The organism is Acinetobacter sp. TYF_19 (assembly GCF_043105125.1).
In the GTDB taxonomy this organism is placed as follows: Bacteria; Pseudomonadota; Gammaproteobacteria; order Pseudomonadales; family Moraxellaceae; genus Acinetobacter; species Acinetobacter johnsonii.
In genome coordinates this window covers 68,796-89,507 of record NZ_JBICLH010000044.1, presented here as the reverse complement: position 1 = coordinate 89,507, position 20,712 = coordinate 68,796, and the positions used below count along the sequence as shown (strand labels likewise).

At 41.1% G+C, this 20,712-nt stretch carries 20 protein-coding genes; 9 read left to right on the top strand and 11 right to left on the bottom strand.

Going from position 1 to position 20,712, the window contains the following annotated elements:
- Positions 1–33: 33 nt before the first annotated feature.
- A complete protein-coding gene (locus tag ACF8FD_RS05460) occupies positions 34–477 on the top strand; it encodes a thioesterase family protein (protein WP_178927967.1) in 444 nt (147 codons plus the stop codon).
- On the opposite strand, the gene dnaX is transcribed toward ACF8FD_RS05460, so the two are convergent.
- The 5 genes from dnaX to ACF8FD_RS05435 form a co-directional block, all read right to left on the bottom strand.
- Entirely contained in the window at positions 470–2,557 is a 2,088-nt protein-coding gene (gene dnaX / locus ACF8FD_RS05455) for a DNA polymerase III subunit gamma/tau (RefSeq protein ID WP_234305005.1), read from the bottom strand. The two genes, ACF8FD_RS05460 and dnaX, sit on opposite strands and share 8 nt — an antisense overlap.
- Before the next feature lie 260 nt (positions 2,558–2,817).
- Entirely contained in the window at positions 2,818–3,273 is a 456-nt protein-coding gene (locus tag ACF8FD_RS05450; protein ID WP_058951900.1) for a copper resistance protein NlpE N-terminal domain-containing protein, read from the bottom strand.
- 71 nt (positions 3,274–3,344) lie between these two features.
- The gene (locus tag ACF8FD_RS05445; protein ID WP_234305098.1) at positions 3,345–4,589 is read right to left on the bottom strand and encodes a serine hydrolase; all 1,245 of its coding nucleotides are present in this window, start codon (positions 4,587–4,589) and stop codon (positions 3,345–3,347) included.
- Positions 4,590–4,663: 74 nt separating this feature from the next.
- Positions 4,664–5,518 (bottom strand): MaoC/PaaZ C-terminal domain-containing protein, encoded by an 855-nt coding sequence (locus ACF8FD_RS05440; protein WP_234305006.1) that lies wholly within the window; start codon positions 5,516–5,518, stop codon positions 4,664–4,666.
- A 150-nt stretch (positions 5,519–5,668) separates the two neighbouring features.
- Positions 5,669–7,060 (bottom strand): 3-oxoacyl-ACP reductase, encoded by a 1,392-nt coding sequence (locus ACF8FD_RS05435; protein ID WP_234305007.1) that lies wholly within the window; start codon positions 7,058–7,060, stop codon positions 5,669–5,671.
- 241 nt (positions 7,061–7,301) lie between these two features.
- Here ACF8FD_RS05435 and ACF8FD_RS05430 point away from each other — a divergent pair, with 241 nt between their 5' ends.
- Positions 7,302–8,819, top strand: a complete 1,518-nt coding sequence (locus tag ACF8FD_RS05430; RefSeq protein WP_234305008.1) for an acetyl-CoA C-acetyltransferase — start codon at positions 7,302–7,304, stop codon at positions 8,817–8,819.
- A gap of 106 nt (positions 8,820–8,925) precedes the next feature.
- A complete protein-coding gene (locus ACF8FD_RS05425) occupies positions 8,926–9,477 on the top strand; it encodes a hypothetical protein (RefSeq protein WP_205666722.1) in 552 nt (183 codons plus the stop codon).
- A 45-nt stretch (positions 9,478–9,522) separates the two neighbouring features.
- On the opposite strand, the gene aceI is transcribed toward ACF8FD_RS05425, so the two are convergent.
- Positions 9,523–9,957, bottom strand: coding sequence for a chlorhexidine efflux PACE transporter AceI (aceI, locus tag ACF8FD_RS05420; protein ID WP_062032662.1), 435 nt, complete (start codon positions 9,955–9,957; stop codon positions 9,523–9,525).
- Positions 9,958–10,056: 99 nt separating this feature from the next.
- Between aceI and ACF8FD_RS05415 the strand changes: the two genes are divergently transcribed.
- From ACF8FD_RS05415 to ACF8FD_RS05400, 4 genes are all read left to right on the top strand, one after another.
- A complete protein-coding gene (locus ACF8FD_RS05415; RefSeq protein ID WP_234305009.1) occupies positions 10,057–10,944 on the top strand; it encodes a LysR family transcriptional regulator in 888 nt (295 codons plus the stop codon).
- A 92-nt stretch (positions 10,945–11,036) separates the two neighbouring features.
- Positions 11,037–12,023, top strand: coding sequence for a transaldolase (gene tal, locus ACF8FD_RS05410; RefSeq protein ID WP_058951893.1), 987 nt, complete (start codon positions 11,037–11,039; stop codon positions 12,021–12,023).
- A 70-nt stretch (positions 12,024–12,093) separates the two neighbouring features.
- Entirely contained in the window at positions 12,094–12,744 is a 651-nt protein-coding gene (gene leuE, locus ACF8FD_RS05405) for a leucine efflux protein LeuE (RefSeq protein WP_234305010.1), read from the top strand.
- A 125-nt stretch (positions 12,745–12,869) separates the two neighbouring features.
- On the top strand, positions 12,870–14,045 hold the full coding sequence (locus ACF8FD_RS05400) for a benzoate/H(+) symporter BenE family transporter (protein WP_234305011.1): 1,176 nt from the start codon (positions 12,870–12,872) through the stop codon (positions 14,043–14,045).
- Positions 14,046–14,111: 66 nt separating this feature from the next.
- Here the strand turns inward: ACF8FD_RS05400 and ACF8FD_RS05395 are convergent, their stop codons facing one another.
- From ACF8FD_RS05395 to ACF8FD_RS05385, 3 genes are all read right to left on the bottom strand, one after another.
- A complete protein-coding gene (locus ACF8FD_RS05395; protein ID WP_234305012.1) occupies positions 14,112–14,669 on the bottom strand; it encodes a TetR/AcrR family transcriptional regulator in 558 nt (185 codons plus the stop codon).
- 5 nt (positions 14,670–14,674) lie between these two features.
- Positions 14,675–15,019 (bottom strand): multidrug efflux SMR transporter, encoded by a 345-nt coding sequence (locus tag ACF8FD_RS05390; RefSeq protein ID WP_005401176.1) that lies wholly within the window; start codon positions 15,017–15,019, stop codon positions 14,675–14,677.
- 82 nt (positions 15,020–15,101) lie between these two features.
- Complete coding sequence (locus tag ACF8FD_RS05385) at positions 15,102–16,115, bottom strand: alpha/beta hydrolase (RefSeq protein ID WP_234305013.1); 1,014 nt, start codon at positions 16,113–16,115, stop codon at positions 15,102–15,104.
- 302 nt (positions 16,116–16,417) lie between these two features.
- Here ACF8FD_RS05385 and ACF8FD_RS05380 point away from each other — a divergent pair, with 302 nt between their 5' ends.
- Both ACF8FD_RS05380 and ACF8FD_RS05375 read left to right on the top strand, forming a co-directional pair.
- Positions 16,418–16,861: a universal stress protein gene (locus ACF8FD_RS05380; RefSeq protein WP_234305014.1), complete on the top strand. Its 444-nt coding sequence runs from the start codon at positions 16,418–16,420 to the stop codon at positions 16,859–16,861.
- Positions 16,862–16,946: 85 nt separating this feature from the next.
- On the top strand, positions 16,947–17,390 hold the full coding sequence (locus tag ACF8FD_RS05375) for a universal stress protein (protein ID WP_004696899.1): 444 nt from the start codon (positions 16,947–16,949) through the stop codon (positions 17,388–17,390).
- Between the two features lie 66 nt (positions 17,391–17,456).
- Here ACF8FD_RS05375 and ACF8FD_RS05370 read toward each other — a convergent pair whose 3' ends face one another.
- Together ACF8FD_RS05370 and pepN are read right to left on the bottom strand one after the other, a co-directional pair.
- A complete protein-coding gene (locus ACF8FD_RS05370) occupies positions 17,457–17,672 on the bottom strand; it encodes a hypothetical protein (RefSeq protein WP_004696898.1) in 216 nt (71 codons plus the stop codon).
- Between the two features lie 247 nt (positions 17,673–17,919).
- A complete protein-coding gene (gene pepN / locus ACF8FD_RS05365) occupies positions 17,920–20,529 on the bottom strand; it encodes an aminopeptidase N (protein WP_234305015.1) in 2,610 nt (869 codons plus the stop codon).
- Between the last annotated feature and the right edge of the window lie 183 nt (positions 20,530–20,712).

Genomic DNA, 20,712 nt, shown 5'->3' with positions numbered 1-20,712 from the left:
GCTATTTATAAGACGATTTTAAGGATGATATCGATGAGACAAGCTGCAAAGACACGTGACCAATTTCATTATTTTCTACCGATTCAAACACGTTGGTCAGACAATGACCTCTATGGCCATGTCAACAACGTCACCTACTATAGTTATTTTGATACTGCCGCAAATGCCTTACTGATTGAAAAAGCAAATTTTGATATTCACCAATCCCCTATTATTGGTTTAGTGGTCGACTCAGCATGCAGTTTCTTACATGAGTTGTCTTATCCTGAGATTATTGATATTGGTGTGACTATTTCTAGAATAGGAAACTCTTCACTCACTTACGAACTTGCCATTTTCAAATTTGGTCAAGAAACTGCTTCAGCTCAAGGACATTTTGTTCATGTCTTTGTAGACCGTGAAACACGCAAAAGCACCCCGATTCCATCTGAAATGCGGAGTGCTTTGCGCCACTACTTAAGCCATGGCATTACTTAAGTTGGATATTCTGCAATTCACCATCAAAAGTTTGTACAAGACCTTTGACCGTGTCTTCATTTTGTAGTAATTCATGCGCACGTTGAAATGCTTTTTGCTTGCGCTGTGCCTGCATGGTGTACGGCGTAATCGTTTCAACTTCTGCATATTTCACATCAAAACGCGTCTGCGGCCATTCAGCCTTGAGTGCATCTTCTAAAATATGACGTAATTGGGTGAGGAGTTGCTCATAACGCTGTGGAATCATAAACACAGACTCGGCATTAATTTGCCCAGCCATTAAACCTTGTTGAGCCAACTCTTGTACCGCAGGCGATAAGCCACTACTTCTGAACCAATATTCCCACTTCTCCACAGTCCACTCACCGACTAACTGCTGCGGTTGTAGTTGCAAAATATCTTTCGGCATTAAATCGGTTGGTGCAGATGAAACCGGTTCAGATTGAACAGGCTCTACAATAGCAGCAACAGTTTGTAGGCTTTCATTTTCTACAACTTGGGTGTTCTGTACGCTATCAGCAGAAAGCACTCCACTTGCTAAATCAAACGACTCCGTTTGCACAGCAGGTTCAGCTATTACTGCGGCAGGTTCAACGGATGCGTCATTTTGAGTTTCTATGTCTAACGGTACAATTTCATCAAATAAGAAATCATCACTATTTGGCTCATCGTCATGAGTTTGCGCATTAAATTCGTCTGCTTCATCCAAATCGAACAACACTTCATCGCTTGAAGGATCAAAAACGATTTGATCAGATTGCTGAGATGAGTCCACTGGTGGTTTATTATCTTCGGCGCTTTCTGAAACATCGACATCATCAAGTCCAGGCTTAAACTCAGGCTCTACGTCCTGATTTATCGTAGCATCTTCAAATGCAACTTCAACATCTGCGTCTTGATGCAAAGTCGTTTCTGGATCTGCACTCGGTATTACCGCTTGATGTACAGATTCAACTACAGCGTTATTCGTCTGAGCCACCAGGACTTCATTCGGTTGTAATGGACGGAATGCCAACATGCGCAGCACTGACATTTCAAAGCCTTGCTCTTGTGTGACTGCTAGCTGTAATTCAGCACGCCCTTTACATGTAATTTGGTAATAAAGTTGCAAGTCTTGCGCAGCAATTTGCTGAGACAATTGCATGATTTTTTTATTAATTTCAGCACTATATTTGAGACTAAGTTCAGGCAAATATTGTAATAGCGCCAACTCATGTAAAGTCGAAATCAGTTGATCTAAAACTAAAGATACATCCAGTGCTTGCTGGCGGAATTGCATCAGCAACTCACTCACCCGTTGTTTTTGGTTTTGATGTATCGCAAGGATCAAATCATAAATAATGGTACGGTCGATTAAACCCAACATTTCTTTGACATCTTGGTGCTGGATAGCGCCCTGACCGTAAGCAATCGCTTGGTCTGTCAAAGAAAGTGCATCACGTAATGAGCCTTGGGCAGATTCTGCAATTTGCCAAATCGCATCTTGTTCGGCTTGGATGCTTTCTTTATTTAAAATATTAGCCAGATGCTCGGTAATTTCATCTACAGCCAACGGGCGTAGTGTAAATTGCAAACAACGCGAAATCACAGTAATTGGGAGCTTTTGCGGATCTGTCGTTGCAAAAAGGAATTTCACATGTTCAGGTGGTTCTTCCAATGTTTTGAGTAAAGCATTAAAAGAATGCGTAGACAGCATATGTACTTCATCGATTAAATAGACCTTAAAACGACCTTGTGTTGGCGCATAAGGAACATTGTCTAAAAGTTCTCGCGTATCTTCAACTTTAGTACGTGATGCCGCATCGATTTCAATCAAGTCAATAAAACGGCCTTCATTCACGGCGGTACAGGTTGGGCAAACTTCGCACGGCGTCGAAGTCACACCTGTTTCACAGTTCAAGCACTTCGCCAAAATACGGGCAATGGTGGTTTTTCCGACCCCACGCGTTCCTGTAAATAAATAAGCATGGTGCAAACGTCCGCGCTCCAAAGCACTGGTTAGCGCTCGAGAGACGTGGTTTTGACCCACTAGCTCATTAAAATTACGAGGACGATATTTCCGTGCAAGTACTTGATACATGTATGCTCCTTTTTATAGGCCTAAGCATACTGTTTTTTTGTCAAAGAGTGAATGAATTACTTCACCCCCTTCTCGCATTTCTAAGCTATAAAGCTGATTTAGATCAATAATTCAAAAACCATTAGCTCCATTTTTATCCCACTCCCTACCTCAAGCTATTTATGTATTTAGATTATGGATTTGAAATAAAGTGAGAGCTTCGGAAAAGCAAAAAGATGTAAATATTAAAATGAATTTCTAAAATACAGATATTTAGAAAATTAAGCTGGTTTCACCAAAACAAAATCACTCTGCATTTGGTATTTTTTTCCAGTCACATCTTCACGTATTTCTAGAACACGATCTTCTAAATCGACATAAAGTAAGTTTCGCGTTGTCACATTCACCAACTCTACCTTGTGCTGATCTTGAGCATTAAAACGAAGTGGTCCAGTCAAAGTTTCGATTTCATTATGGCCACTCAAACTTTCTCGTTTTAGGGTGTAGGTCATGTTTTCATGCAGCTCAAGTGCAACTGCCATACCCGGACAGTCTTCACAACGGGACAAACACCCCATACACGGCGTTGTCCCCTGATAACTCCCAACCCACGCAGGAATAATCTGCTTTTGTTCTGCCACTTGGAGTTTAGACTGATCATGTTGCGTTTGATTCGCCTCGGAACAACCTAAGAGTAATCCTGTAGCAACCAGCGGGATAAGAATGGGAGCCTTCATGTCACAAATATTCAAAACCTAAACCGCGACGAACATAACATATTTTAGACGATGACTAAATCTCAGCCCCGTCAAAACCAGCCTTTTTTGCCTTTTAAAACCGCATCTGCGCAGCGTAAACTTTCTTGGCTCAAAGCCCAAAGTCGATAATCCCCAGTCAAAGAACCTGTAGCAAAGTTATGTGTATAAGCAAAACTCAAGCCTCGCTCACCATCGCCCCAAGCCCCTGAACCATTAAAGCCCATATGACCAAAACCCTGCTCTGCAGTTTTTCCTAAGGTTAATATACGGTGATAACCCAAGCGCCAATGCATAGGTATCGGCATCACCCGATCTCGATCGGTATATTGCACTCGACTCAACTCAGAAAACACATCAGGACGAATCAACTGCTGACCTTTCCAAATTCCTTTTTGAGATAGCATCGCATACACTTTGGCTAAACTATTGGCTGTAAATACACCATTTGCTGCGGGAATGATCGCCTGAATCGCATCATCCTGATAAAAGCTGACCTTTTTCATACCTTTGGGAATCATGCCATCTTGAAAGTCTTGTGGATCTTGCCCTGACCACTGCATCGCTTTATCAAGCAATGAAACTTTACGCACTTTCGTTGGACTTTTTTGATTTGGTTGGATAGATACAGGACGGACAATGGGTCGTGCGATACGTTTTAATTCAGCACTGGGTGCACCAAAGTAAGCCCCATCTAGCTCAAGTGGCTCAACTAAATAGGTTTGGAAGAGTTTAGTTAAAGGTTTCCCCGTTGCTTTTTCTAAAGCACCACCGACCAGCCAACCAAATGACAAAGGTTGATAGGCAGCATCTTCACCAATTGCAAAGCGTGGTTGCGCCCTTTCAAATACGTCTAACATATGCGTCCAGTCCAACATTTCTGTCGCATCGGCAATGTTATTACGAATATCAAATAATCCACTTTGATGACTCAGCACGTGTCTTAGCGTCATCTTCCCTTTGCCATTTTGGGCAAATTCAGGCCAATAATCCGCAATCGGTTGGTCGTAGCTCAGTACACCCTGACTGACTAAAATATGTGCCAAGGTTGCGAGCACGCCTTTGCCCGTCGAATAACACACCGACATAGTATTGGCCTGCCAAGGAGAATCTACCGCTGCCAAACCCGTATAGATATCGACAACTTTTTCACCCTGAAAATATAAAACACAGGCTGCACCGCCATATGCTGAACGAGCATCCTGTAAACGGCTAAACAGATGGGCAACACTTTGAAAACGTGGGTCAACATAGCCTTGATAATGGTTCGGATTCGCTTGTAAATATTGTTTTAAAATTTTCATTTACACATCCTTGTATTTTTAAGCGGACATAAAAAAGCCCAGTGTAATCTAAACTGGGCTTTTAAAAATTATAGTGCTTTCACCTGTCCCGTCACATGCGGTTTTTGATTCTTACTATTTCGAATTAAGAAAGCGGTATTTGCACCTTCTGTCGCGGTCATAAAATCGACTGTTGACGGTAAATACATCGGCAGTTTAAACCAAACATCCGCTTCATAAGCATCAGGCAATGTGATCGAAGCCAACGCTCGCGCCTTACTCCACATGCCGTGCGCAATGGCTTGTTTGAAACCAAAGGCTTTTGCTGTCACCGCATGAATGTGGATGAGGTTGAAGTCGCCCGAGGTCATTGCATAACGACGGCCTGTGTTTTCAGAGACTTCCCAGACTGCATTCGGCTGATAATCTGGAGTCGTTGCTTCAACTAATTTTGGTGCTGTTTTACCATCGGTCTTTTGACGTGCTAAATACGTGGTTAAGGCTTCAACCACCACTTCATTGCCAACTTTCACCGTGGTAATGAAATCGAACTGAACACCTTTATCATGTGACTCAAGCGCGCCATATTTACATGATAAAGTAAGGGTTTCATTGACGCCAACCTTACGTATTTGTTTGACTTGATTGCGAATATGCACCAAACCTAGCACAGGAAATGGAAACGGCTCTTGCCCCATCATGTGCATTTGTAAGCTTTGTGATAATACGGCTAAATAAATCGCAGGAATATAACCATTATTTTTAAAGCCACATACTTGGTTATAGGCTTTCAAATGCTTTTGATCGACGTTAAAAGAATCCACCACATACTCAACCTGCGGTAAGACTTTTTCACCTTTTGGCTTTTTAAAGATCAAACCTTGAATAACCTTCGGATAAGCCATATATGGTTTTGGAAGTTGACTAAAATGGCGAGTCTTCATACTGAACCTTTGAGAAGTTTTTATTTCAATATTTTTGATAGCGCCTTCTCCCTCAGGGAGAAGGTTGGGATGAGGGAAAATGCCATCCCATTTATAATATAAAGAATTTATCTCCCCCCTCTAAAGGAGAGATAAATTCAAGCTTTTAAATTAAGCACCCAACAAGCTTTGACCACAAACACGTACCACGTTGCCGTTTAAACCAGTCGATGCTGTCGCTGCAAATAAAGCAATGGTTTCAGCAACATCTACAGGTAAACCACCTTGGCTCATCGAGTTCATACGGCGACCCGCTTCACGGATTGCAAATGGAATCGCAGCAGTCATTTGGGTTTCAATAAAACCTGGCGCAACCGCATTGATGGTAATGCCATTCGTCAACGTTGGAGCAGTAAATTTAACCACACCAATGACACCTGCTTTCGACACAGCATAGTTGGTTTGACCTAAGTTACCTGCAATACCTGAAATTGATGATACACAAACAATACGACCATTGGCATTTAAACCGTCATTCGTAAGTAAATAATCATTTACACGCTCAATCGCTGACAGGTTAATGTTAATCACCAAATCCCAAAGTTCAGGCTTCATATTTGCCAAAGTTTTGTCACGAGTAATACCTGCGTTATGCACGATGATGTCTAAACCACCTTGAGCAGCTGCCGCAGCTTTGATTTTCTCACCAGCATCGTTTGCTGTGATATCAATTGCTAGTGTTGAACCACCGATCTCACCTGCAACACGGTCAAGATCTGCTTGTTGCTGTGGTACGTCTAAACAAATCACATGCGCGCCATCACGTGCCAAGACATGTGCAATCGCTTCACCAATACCACGGCTCGCACCTGTTACTACAGCCGTTTTTCCTGCCAGTGGTTTCGCCCAGTCCACATCTACAACATCAGCTTTAGAAACACGAATCACTTGACCGGAGACATAAGCAGAACGTGGAGATGCTGCAAAACGTAAAGTTGACTCAAGATTTTCTTCCGCACCTGCATCCACATAAATCAAATGTGCTGCAATCCCCTTTTTAAATTCTTTACCGACTGACTTCACGAAGCCTTCAAGCGCGCGTTGTGCAATCGCTTTTTTCACACTACCTGCAGTTTCAGGGGTAGTACCTACCACAATCACACGACCAGAAGCAGCCACTTGACGTGCGATCGGGTTAAAGAAGTTATATAACTCATTGAGTTGCTCTGATGACTCAATGCCAGATGCATCAAAAATAACAACTTTGAATTTAGACTCTTTGTCGCCTGCATTAAATGCACTTAAGTTTAAGCCCACTTGAGCCGCAGCTTGCTGTAACTGTGCATTGTTACCTGCATAGCTATTGGCGTGAACATTTGCCAACACTTGCGCAATTGCACTAGACAATGAACTGTTTGTTGCTGCACCCAGTAAAACAGCACCTTTAATCACAGGCGTTGCTGACTCAAAACGGTCTAAAAAAGTTGGTGCAGGTAAACCCAAATTTTTAATGACAAATTTACCAATCGGAGATTTTGCGAATGTTTGGTATTGATCAGTCATGTTTTTTATCTCTCATACAAATGAATTGTTGATGGATTCAAAGATATCCTTTTAACTTCAAAGTGATGTCTAGAGTCTTATATTTCAATATTTCCATCGGTTTCTATAGAATCATACTTGAGTTATAGATGATATGTCTTGACCTGAAAGCCTGTTGCAATGTCATTCTAGTCAATTCAGCCCTTTTTATAATATGCTAATGTACACCCTAAGAATAGATTAACATGCTTGGAAAAGCCTTATGAGCAAAACAACTCAAGAAAATCCAGCAGTGGAAAATTCTGCTACGGAAACTGTGTCAAATACATCAAAAAGTACACCGCGTAGAACTAAAAGTACTGGCATAATAACCCAATCAGTAAATAACACGACTAAGCCGACTCGCACCCGTGCTGCGTCAACTCGTAGTAAAAGCCCCGCTTCTTCTACAAATGCTTTAAAATCAAAAACTCAAACTGCTGTTCAACAGGATCAAACCATGAGTCAAAACACTGTTCGCCGCGTGGCTATTATCGGTGGTAACCGTATTCCTTTCGCTCGCTCAAATGGCGTATATTTCACCGCTTCGAATACAGATATGTTCACAGCAGCGCTAAACGGTCTTGTTGAACGTTTTAACCTTCAAGGTCAACGTCTTGGTGAAGTGGTTGCTGGTGCTGTTCTTAAGCACAGCCGTGACTTTAACATGACCCGTGAATGTGTACTAAACACTGCACTTGCACCAGAAACACCTGCTTACGATATTCAACAAGCATGTGGTACTGGCTTACAAGCAGCTTTCTTAGTTGCCAACAAAATCGCACTGGGCCAAATTGAAGTGGGTGTGGCTGGTGGTGTAGACACAACTTCTGATGCACCAATTGCATTTGGTGATGGTTTACGTAAAGCATTGCTTGAACTCAACATTGCAAAAACGGGTAAAGACCGTTTAAAAGCTTTAACTAAAATAAACCTAAAAGACTTAATGGATGCGCCGAAAAATGGTGAGCCACGTACAGGTCTTTCTATGGGCGATCACCAAGCTATTACCGCGCTTGAATGGGGTATTGCACGTGAAGCGCAAGACGAACTTGCTGCATCTTCACACCAAAAAATGGCTGCGGCTTACGAAGAAGGTTTCTTCGATGACCTAATCACACCATTCTTAGGTTTAGAGCGTGACAACAACTTACGTGCTGACTCTACTGTTGAAAAACTTGCTAAGCTCAAACCAGCTTTTGGTAAAGGCGATGCGCGTACCATGACTGCGGGTAACTCAACCCCACTTACGGATGGTGCATCTTGTGTGCTTTTAGCATCAGAAGAATGGGCAAAAGTAAACGGTCACGAAGTGCTTGCTTACTTAACCTTCCAAGAGACAGCTGCTGTTGATTTCGTTGAGAAAAAAGAAGGCCTATTGATGGCACCTGCTTATGCAGTTCCACGTATGCTTGAACGTGCTGGCATTAAACTTCAAGACTTCGACTACTACGAAATTCATGAAGCATTTGCATCGCAAGTTCTTTCAACGTTGAAAGCTTGGGAAGATCCAAAATTCTGTAAAGACCGTTTAGGTTTAGATGCTCCACTCGGTTCAATTGACCGCACTAAACTTAACGTAAAAGGTTCTTCACTTGCAGCAGGTCACCCATTTGCTGCAACTGGTGGTCGTATCATTGCTACTGCTGCGAAGTTGATTAACCAAAAAGGTTCAGGTCGCGTACTGATTTCAATTTGTGCTGCTGGTGGCCAAGGGGTAACAGCGATTATTGAAAAATAATCTCGCCTTCGCCATGATAAAGCACCTCTTTTGAGGTGCTTTTTAACTGGTCAAAACCATCAATTTGCTCTATAGATAAAAATATAAAATAACCAAATACAAAACTATGCGAAATTCATTCCCATTATTGGCTTACCTCAATACACCCATTCGCTATTATTATTTTTACCTCGTTCCCTTAGGACTAGCACTCCTTATGGTCAGTTTTGATGTTCACTTTCAAGGCATGTTTCCAAGCACCATCGCATCCAACTTATCCAGTCCACATAAATTTCTCAATGACTTTTTTGGTATATGTACTTTCATATGCATTGCCCTTATTTTTATCAATTATTTTCGCGTACAGCTCAACAGACAACAAATCCAGCACATTAAACAACACTACGCAAAACTGAATACACAGCAACGTTCAATGTTTAGCCCGTTAGGCTTATTGTTTTTTATTTTTATGTTGCTCTTTTTCTGCTTAAGCTGGTTTTTGATCAGTGATGAAATCCCATACACAGATTCCAGTACAAAGAAAGGCGCAACCATGGTCTATCTAAAAGGCTTTGCTCATCCGTATATTAGCGCTGTAGTGAATAGCTTACACTATGCCCTCACGGTTCTTTTTGCCTTGATGATCCCTTATATTTTCAATGTTAGAAAATTCACATAAGAATCGCTGCACATTAAAAAAGCCACGACATTGCGTGGCTTTTTTTTAATTTGAATATTGTGCTTCAGGTTGAATACCCAATTTAGCTTCCAGCATGTCATAACACCACTGGAAAATAAAGGTATAAACCAAAATACACATGGTTAAACTAAAGTCGAGCACGATGGCCTGCCAAATACTCATTTGCATTGCATATGCGACCATTGGGATGGTTGCAAGCATCAAACCACCTTCAAAACCAATCGCGTGAAGAACACGCACACCGATGGTTCTTTTTAGCTTTCTTTTCGCTTCAAACTTTTCAAAAAAATGGTTAAACACCATATTCCATATGACCGAAGTGACAGCCATGGCAATACCGAGTACACCTGTGACTTCTAAAGGCATATGGAATATGAAACTTAAGGCAACAGCAATGATCACCAATAGGATGATTTCATAGCTGAGTGCATGAATAATCCTTCTTTTGGAAATCAACATTTTTAATTACTCTTTCATGATTGGATGTTTGCTATTTTATTTTTATAATATTGATTAATCGAGTTAGGTTCTTTCAATAAAACTGAAAGATAGAAAATTATGAATATCAATCAAGAGCAACTGATTATTTTTAAAACTGTGATTGAGTCTGGTTCATTTTCAGCTGCTGCACGCAAGTTGGGTAAAGTACCATCGGCCGTGAGTATGTCAATTGCCAACTTGGAAATAGACATAAACCTACAGCTCTTCTTACGCGAAGGACGTGAACCCACAGCAACAGCGCAAGCGATGACCCTGTATGAAAAAACCGAGCAACTGTTGATTGAAATGAATCAATGGAAACAGCATGCCCATGCTCTAAGCCATGGTTTGGAGTCAGCGCTCAACATCGTAGTGGTATCCGAGCTTCTACATATGCAGTGGATCGACTACATCGCGATATTAGAGGCCGAATTTCCCAGTCTACAAATCAATATTTTTTCAACACCTCAAGAAGATGCACAGAAAATGTTACTTAACGGTACAGCACAACTGGCACTGATGTTCGAACGTGAACAGCTAGAAAGCAGCGAACAGTTTGTTGAATTAAAAATGGAAACATTAGTCCCAGTCGCAAACAAAGACTTTGAGCTTGCTCAATTTCCACAAGTCAGCTTTGAACAAATCCAACACAGTCGTCAAATTGTGGTTGCTAGTCGCGATAAAAGCATTAAGCCAGAATTGCTGTATTCCAAACAGTATTGGCGGACAGACAACCATCACTCGGCTTGCGCCTTAATCATGCAAAACTTTGGTTGGGGTGTTTTGCCCTTAGAAATGTTAAATGAAAACCCTCAGCTCAAAAAGCAGCTCAAAATATTAGATCTGCTGGATTTCACCCCCAAGTTTGAATATTTTGTAGACTTGGTCTGGAGTCGTGAAAGTGAATTGGGCGCAGCTGCACGTTTTTTAATCCAATACATTAGAAATCAGCGTAAAAAAGTATAATAACTGCTGTTAAAACGTCCGAATCCACTTGGGTTAAAAGCAGTTTGTGTTATAAATAATTTACGGGTAATAACTTTAAGAACGAACGATCAATGACACAAACCGCATTAAACCAATTAAAAAGCTTAACCACCATTGTTGCCGACAGTAGCGATTTAGCGGCGATTAACCAATTTCGTCCGCTCGATGCAACCACCAATCCATCTCTAATTACAGCCGCTGCAAGTCAACCTGAAAATAAGGAATTAATTGAAGATGCTTTCGCTCAAGCCAAAGCTGAAGGCTTAGAAGATGACTTACTTATTGAACGCACAATCGACATTCTTACCGTCAAATTTGGTGTTGAAATTCTCAAGTTGATTGAAGGTCGTGTTTCCACAGAAGTGGATGCAGCGCTGTCTTATGATACCGATGCCACCATTGAAAAAGCCAAAGAGCTGCTGGCGCTATATAAAAACTACGGCGTAGATCAGGATCGTATTTTAATTAAAATTGCTTCGACATGGGCAGGCATTCAAGCAGCGAAAGTGCTGGAAGCTGAAGGCATCCATACCAACTTAACGCTTTTGTTTGGTGTGCATCAAGCACATGCTTGTGCGGAAGCGAATGTCACTTTAATCTCACCTTTTGTTGGACGTATTTTAGATTGGTACAAAAAGGCCGAAGGCGTGGAAAGCTATCCCGTTGAAAAAGACCCTGGCGTACTTTCTGTGAAGCAAATTTACCAGTTCTATAAAGCACATGGGGTTAAAACAGAAATTATGGGCGCAAGCTTCCGGAGCATTGACCAAGTGTTGGGACTAGCTGGCTGCGACCTACTCACTGTTGCACCTAATTTATTGGCTGCACTTGAGCAAGATACGCGTGAAGTCAAAGCACAACTGTCTGCAAGTGATGTTATGCCTGCGACAGCACCACTTGACCCACTCGGTGAAACTGAGTTTAGAGATCAAATTGAACATGACCTCATGGCAACGCAACTGCTACAAGGGGGGATTGATGGATTTATTAAAGCTCGTCAACAACTGAACACACTGTTACGTCAGTCTTTTGGTTTAGATGAAGAAATTTCAGCTTAACTTGATTTTTCTTCTTTTAAAAGCCGATTTTGTTATCATGCAACATCGGCTTTTTTATTGAGAATACGTTGTGTTTGGTATTATCGATATCGGTACTTATATCATCGGTACAACTCTAATTGTGATTTTGCCAGGCCCAAATTCTCTTTATGTGATGTTCATTGCCTCACGATTTGGTATTAAGACAGGTTACTGGGGTGCATTAGGTGTTTTCACAGGCGATTTGATCCTCATTCTATGTACCGTGCTGGGTGCAGCATCTCTTTTACATGCTTTTCCTTGGCTGTTTATTTTATTAAAAATTGTAGGTGCACTGTATCTATCATATTTAGGTATAAAACTCTTGATTGCAGGAATCAAAACCTGGAAGTCCAGCCCGCAACAGCTTGCAGCAAGTACAGACCAGAGCACATTACAAACCTTACATCCTTTTCGTTCAGCGCTGACCATTAGCCTTTTAAACCCAAAAGCCATTTTGTTTTATCTGTCTTTTTTTGTGCAGTTTGTCGACCCAAATTATGCCTACCCAGCACTGAGCTTTGCCTTACTTTCTATTATTCTACAAATCATCAGTATGGCCTATCTTAGTATCCTGATTTTTTCAGGTATTAAGCTGGCGAGCTATTTCAACCGACAGTTTAAAGTTGCCGCCGTTGCGGTGGCGACCGTCGGTCTGCTGTTTTGTGGCTTCGGCTTAAAACTGGCACTTTCCACACTGTAATTCTCGTGAATAATCTCATTATTTTCGATAAAAAATCCATAGTGTGCTGTTTTCTTTTTCAAGAACCAGCGTATGATCCTTGAACAATAGTAATTTTCACTCATTCAAATTATGTTTTGATCTTCATGCAAAAATTATTTCAAGATTTCTCAGTTCCAGCAGTATTCGCAGGTTTTATTACCTTTCTCATTGGCATTAGTGTGTCTTCAGTCTTGGTCATTCAATCCGCCCAAGTCTTAGGTGCAAATACCGCGCAAATCAACTCATGGTTCTGGGCTTTAGGTCTGGGTATTGGTTTGAGTGGCCTGCTTTTATCTTGGAAACTTAAATATCCTGTATCGACCTCATGGTCTACGGCAGCACTGGCCTTAATTATTGCGACAGGCAGTGGTTATAATTTACATGAAGCAATTGGCGCATTTTTGGTCTGTGGTTTAGTTACTGCCATTTTGGGCTTTTTCGGTATCTTTGAAAAAGTTCTGACGTATATCCCGCAAAGCCTAACCAGTGCCATGCTAGCTGGTGTGTTATTGAAGTTTGGTATTTCATTGTTCGCCAGTATGCAAGACCATTGGGGTTTTATTTTATCCATGCTGGCGGCTTATATTGTTTCTAAGCGACTTACTCCACGTTATTGCATTGTCATTACAGTGATTGCAGGCTTGTTACTCTGCCCATTGTTCTTAGACTTCCATACTCCTCAAATCACATGGAGCCTAGCGCAACCTGTTTGGATGGCACTTGAATTTAGTATGTCTGCTATTTTAGGTTTAGCGCTGCCTTTATTTGTGATCAATATGGCATCGCAGTACTTACCGGGTATTGCCATGATTAAAAGCTATGGCTATAACCCCCACGTCAATCAACTGATTGGATGGACGGGCACCGCTCAAGCCTTACTCGCACCCTTTGGCTGTTATAGTGTCAATACCGCAGCAATTAGTGCAGCTGTCAGTTTAGATGAACAAGTTCACCCTGATCCATCAAAACGTTATATTGCGGGCATGAGCTGCGGTTTCTTCTACATCTTAATGGGACTATTCGCAGCCACCCTGACCAGCCTTTTACTGTCTTTCCCTGCAATCTTTATTACCGCTTTGGCTGGTATTGCTTTGTTTGGCACGATTAGTCATAACATCGCGATTGCATTTGAAGCGGTATCAGACCGCGAGGCAGCGCTTATGACGTTTTTATTTAGCGCATCTGGGGTACAGTTCTTTGGTATTGGCTCTGCCTTTTGGGGACTACTCTTTGGTTTTGCTGTTATGCTTATATTTAAGTTTAAAGCCAAAAAAGTTTAATCCCTCATATAAAAAAGCACCCTCGACGGGTGTTTTTTTATTTTTAAATATTGCTAACTTGAAAAATTAATGCTGATAACTTCGTTGAATCAATTCTTGCTTAAGTTGCATCGTCTCAGACAGATTTTCCACCTCAGTAAATGCTGTGAGCCAAATGCCATCTGCAGCATAGCGCAAAATTTTAAGTTCCAAGTCATTGTCTGTATCCTGATGTCGAGCCAAACGTTTATCAAGCCACTCAATCCAATACTCATTAAAGGTCCGATCAGTCAGCATAATCATCGAAATAGCTGACCAAGAATGCTCCAAGCCTAGCACCTGCTTTTCCAAAGTAATCTCGATATAGGCTCGGGTAAAGCAACCATAACGATCACGGTCTTGACTAATCAACTCATCGACTACACGATCTAATTGTTCAAGCTGTTCCACAACCATCGCTTCTAGTAGCTTTTGTTTGTTTGGAAAATGATGAAAAACGCCACCCTTACTCACGCCAACCAAATCAGCCACAGCTTGTATGGAGACCCCAGTCACGCCTTTTTCAGCAGCTAAACAGATCGCATGTTGTAGAATACTTTGGCGAACCTGTTCCGGTGCCTTTTTACGTGGACTTGCTTGTTGCATCGAACTTAATGCCCTGTTGAGTTTGAAAATAAGTTAATTACGACCACACCAGAAACAATCAGTGCAATACCGATCATTGCTGCAAAATCTAGACTTTGTCGGAAAACAAAGTAACCAATCAGAGCGGTTAAAACAATACCAACACCCGCCCAAATCGCATAAGCAATACCCAATGGAATCACTTTAATCACTTGAGACAATAAATAAAATGCCAACGAAAATAAAACTACCACCGCCAGTGAAGGCAATAGCTTGGTAAAACCTTCCGACTTTACCAAAAAAGTTGAACCAATCACTTCAGAAATAATTGCCATCGCCAGCAAAGCATAAGCCATTAATATAGGATTCATCAGAAACTCAACAATAAACATACCAATCGGTCGGTATGTTATTAAAATAGCAAAAACTAAACAAGGCTTTCTGCATACTTTTTTATTTTGTTTCAGTCGGTATTGAGGTCTGTTTTATAAAATCAATGGTTCGATCAAAGGTGATCTGGCTGGCTTGTTTGCTCATCATGAACTGATATTCATGCACCAAAAACTCCTTAGAGTCTGGGTAGAAAGCCTCTGTGACTGCAATCTGATGCTGCTTCAACACCTCGACGAAAGGTAAAGACTGGCTCTTGGTTAAAAAGTCTTTATTTCCTCCACTGATAAAGACAGGTGGATACTGTGGCGTAATATGTTCACTGGTTGAAATTGACTTTAAAAACTCTGCATCCTCTTTACGCTCCCCTGTATAAGCTTGTACCAAGTTATAAACGCCCCATTCAATAAGCCTGAGTTCCTCAGGAGCCGTGTTTACAAAGCGATATAAGTCATAAATACCACAATGCAAAATTAGCCCTTTAAGCTGTTTCGGCTGAATGCTCGGCTTAAAATTGGATGCTTGAGCAAATGCGGGATTCGTCAAAAGTGCAGCATAATGACTGGCAATATTGGCTCCAGCAGAGTCTCCTGCTAAATACAGTTGGTTCGGGTTAATATGATACTGAGCAGCATTCAATTGTAAGAAATTCAGTGCATGATCGACTTGCTGTAACTGAGTAGGATAAATAGCCTCAGGCGCAAACTGATACTCTACCGAGACCACGTTAAAGCCTTGATTGGCCAAAAGTTTGAAATAACCTCGCGCATGCTCTTTTGACCCCGAAACCCACCCGCCGCCATGAATCCAAACCACCGTGGGCACTGTGTTTAATTGCTCAATATTTTGGGGTTGATAGATGTCAACATTCAGCTCAGGACTAGCTTGATATGGAATATTATTATGTACGATGACATCGGGAGGCGCAAAGCGATCTAGCATTTTCATTTGAATATTGGTTGCTGTATTAAATGTACCCGCAATCAGTTTGGTGTTCTTTTCTACACTTTGACAAGCGCTCAATAGCACAATCATGAAAACCGTACTAAGTACTTTTATTATTGATTGAAAAATCATACTGTTCAGCCCCACCCTTTTTTCAAATGATTCTAATACAATCTCTATCACACCGCATGATTAAAAAGATCTCATTTCAGTCTCATTTAAAATCCAAAAGTATTTTTTAAAGAATATCGCTTTAAATCTGAAACTTGAGTTTTTCACTCAAGATTTTGGACAGGTAAATCGGCTTTTTTTTGAATTATTTTCTTTAAATTTCATGAATTTTCAATTTTTAGCCCGATCAAAATTGAACATTTAATGGCAGTGTGTTATCAATAAATTAAGAACTAAATCTTATACAAAAAGGAGTCCCTTTGATGGCTTACCAACATATTTTAGTCCCTGTTGATGGTTCACAAATTTCTTTTTCTGCGGTTAAGCAAGCGGCTGAAATTGCCAAAGTTTTTGGCAGTCAACTCACATTGATTAGCTTAGTTGCTGAAGACCCTCTCAAAGATGCTGATTTTTACTATACTTCTCCAATCATGAAAGACTATTTCATACAAGCCTACAACAATGCTGAGAAAGCCCTTCAGGATGCTGTTCAAATTGCACAAGAACAAGGTGTAACAGCACAGTCTAAAATCATCAAAGGTGAAGTCTCTGAAGATGCTGTGGTCGAAGCAGCCGCTTCACTAAAAAATGACCTGATTGTAATGGGTTCACATGGCCGTAAAGGCTTTCAAAAATTCCTATTAGGCAGCTTTGCTCAAGATGTTCTCAAGTCTACTGATCTCCCAGTTCTCATTGTTAAAGCTTAATCAACTATAACGCGTCTTTATGTGAATTGATTTCGCATGTACTGCAAAATAATCCGCATAAAGGTGCCCCATCAAGGAGAAGATAATGAGCTACAAACACATTTTGGTTGCCGTCGATGAATCACCCATGTCTTATGCTGCTGTTGAACAAGCACTTGAGTTGGCCAAAGATTTAAATAGCCGTGTAACGCTCATGAGTGTGATTGCGGTCGATCCATTTGTCGGTGTCGACTTCTATAAAGTTGCACCAGCCATCACCGACTATTTCCTACATGCTGAAAAAGTCGCTCAAGACCGTTTAGCCGAAGTAAAGCTCTCATTTGACCGCGATGAAATTGAGGTGGATACCAAAGTGATTCGCGGCATCTCTCCTTCTGAAGGTATTATTCATGTGGCCGATGAAGTCGGTGCAGACCTGATTTTGATGGGCTCACATGGCCGTACAGGTTTTAAAAAGATGATGTTAGGTAGTGTGGCGCAAAATGTTCTCACACAGTCTCCGATACCTGTGCTGATCGTAAAAGTTTAAATATTATTTTAAACAAAAAAGACTGCCGAAGCAGTCTTTTTTGTTTGGCAGAACTCGTTCACTTCATTAGCTTTTACTAATCTGCTGATGCAAATTTTGCAAATAATGCTCTGCTGCCGACTGTTGCATAAAAGTTTTTTGAAATAAACCCGAAGCCTGATGGTTATGCGGGCTATACTCAACATTGACTTGAAATGTTCCCAGTTCAGCACTTTTCGCAATACGAATAGCAATAATATGAACGGTATTTAAATAAAACCCATCTTCAATTTTAACTAACATATCTGTTTACACTCTACATGTTTGTCTACCCAATAGCCTGTATACAGAAGCCGAAAAAAATACAGAATATTGAGCTAATCATCTGTTATGCCATAACATTATACCCACAAAATGCGATTCATTTCACACTATTCACATGAATGTTCATTATTTATAAAAATACCAATGTGTACCCTTCATGCTGTCATTCTTCAGTTTGCATAAAAAAAGCCAGTCAGTAGACTGGCTTTTTTTATGCATAGATCACTTAAATACTTAACATGCTACTCAAAGTCTCACTGACATTTTTAGATTTCACTTGTGGTTTTAAAGCCTCAAGCTTTGCTTTCACTTCGCTACGTTGTGGCTCGGCTAAGCTATACCAGCGAGACAAAACTTGAAGTAAACGAGAACCAACTATTGGGTTTTTCTCATCTAAATATTTTGCCAGTCCAATGAAATGATCCACACCAAAACTCCATGTGTTCACTGGGTTTGCATTTAAGCCACCACTCACAGAACGAATACGGTTCGGCACGCCCAAATCATAATCGACATGAGAAGTGAGGTATTGAATGGTTTCCGTCGTAGCACAAGGATGTGCCGCTTGAAGTGTGAACCACTGATCTAGTGACAAAGCCTCATCTTTAAAACGTAGATAAAAGTCACGTAAAGCCGCTTCTGCTTGCGGTGCATCATTCCACACCAAGACACGTAATGCGCCTAAACGTTCAGACATATTGCCTGTGGCTTCATATTGCTGATATGCCAGCTCAAAAGCACTTTCATCGCCTTGACGTGCCATCATACTAAGCATGATGTTTTTCAGCGCACGGACACCCATGGCTTGTGAGAACTCTTTTTGCAAATCTGGGTCTAAAGCCAAATAAGTGTCTTTACAGAACTCACCTAACTCACGTGCTAGTTTTTCAATTAAAGCATTACGCTGTTCTTGAATCTTCGCAGGTTCGTAGTCAGTGTCGATACGACTACCCAAATAACCTTCACTTGGTACATCAAATAAACGTGATGCCAAGAGTGGATCTTGTTCAACAAGATCTGGCAGTGTGTTTTTAATGGCTTGAATATAAATATGCGCATCATGAACATTGAGTAAAATACGCTCAAGCAGTGTTTGCGTTGCTTGCCATTGGTTAAAACCATTGGTTTCGTATTGAATCAGGAACGCCAACTCTTCATCGGTATAGTTAAATTCTAAGTTGACGGGCGCAGAAAAATTACGCAGTAATGACACGACAGGTTTCGTGCTTAAACCGCTAAACACAATGCTGGCTTGATCTTGATCGAAAAGATACACACCGTCTTTGACGGCATTTTCAAATAAACTTTCTGAGTTTAAAACCAATTGCTCACCTGTTGCAGCATCGAACAGCGCTAAAGCGACAGGGATTGGCACAGCTTTTAGATTCGGATACTTAGGATGTGCTTTTAAACTTTGCTTAAAGTTTAAGGTATAAGTTTGTGCAGCAACATCATAATGACCTTCCGCTTCTAACTTTGGTGTACCTGGTTGGTTATACCACGTTAAAAAGTTGGATAAATCTACGCCTGAACCTGCGGTTAAAGCGGCTACCCAATCTTCAACTGTCACGGCTTGACCATCATGGCGTTCAAAGTATTCATCAGTTCCTTTACGGAATTTTTCTTTGCCTAATAAGGTTGCCATCATGCGGTTAATTTCCGCACCTTTTTCATAGACCGTTGCAGTATAAAAGTTATTAATTTCCACAAAATGGTCTGGACGCGGTGGATGAGACAATGGGCCTGAATCTTCTGGGAACTGATGCGCTTTGAGTACCGCAACATCGTCAATACGTTGAACCGCAGCCGACTGCAAATCTTCTGAGAAAGATTGATCACGGAAAACCGTTAAGCCTTCTTTTAAACACAATTGGAACCAATCACGGCAAGTAATGCGGTTACCTGTCCAGTTATGGAAGTATTCATGAGCAATTACCGACTGTACACGCATGATCGCGGCATCTGTCGTATATTCTTCATCTGCCAAAACACATGACGTATTAAAGATGTTTAGACCTTTATTTTCCATCGCCCCCATGTTGAAAGCACTGGTAGCCACAATCATATAGTTGTCTAAATCATAGGGACGACCATAGTGTTCTTCATCCCAACGCATTGAATGCTTTAAGGCTTCCATTGCAATATGACATTTCGGAATATCTTTTTCTTCGGCATAAATTTCTAAAGCCACATCACGGCCTTCCGAGGTCACATAACGGTCTTTTAAAACAGCCAAATCACCAATCACACAAGCAAACAAATACGCTGGTTTTTTGGTTGGATCTTGCCAAATGGTATAGTGACGACCTTCGCCTGCCTCGCCCGCTTCAATCAAGTTACCATTGGCAAGGAGCACTGGATATTTTTTATCGGCTTCTACACGTGTGGTGAAAACTGAAAGGACATCAGGACGGTCTGGGTAAAAGGTAATTTTACGGAATCCTTCAGGCTCATTTTGGGTAACAAACAAATCTGATGCGGCTTGGTATAAACCTTCAAGTTGTGTATTTGACTCAGGATGAATGATCACCGATGTCTCAAGCTTGATCTGATTTGGTGCATTACGAATCACCAACTGCTCTGCATCAAGCGCATATTGCTCTTGGCTAAGTTGCTGACCATTCAGCACTAAACTTTTCAGCTCTAAATCACGACCGAGTAAAACCAAATCACCCTCGGTTTGGCGCGTCAGCTCCAGTACAGCATCAACTTGGCTATGCTCATCATAGACTTGAATATCGAGGTGAATGCTGTCTACTAAAAAAGATGGTTTTTGGTAGTCTTTTAAATAGACGGTTTGATCTGCTTCAATAATTGGATTTGCCGCAATATTCATGTCATGTCCTAATGCTATTGGTCTACAGCTTTATATTGTGTATGTTTTGATCATACGACAAGTTTGCCATACTGTCTGTGTATGTTGAATGATATTTATATGGGCACGTTGAATAAGCTTTTCAATTCTATTGTTCTTATCCCGCGCATATGACTGCACCAAGTGAATAAGAAACAGACAACT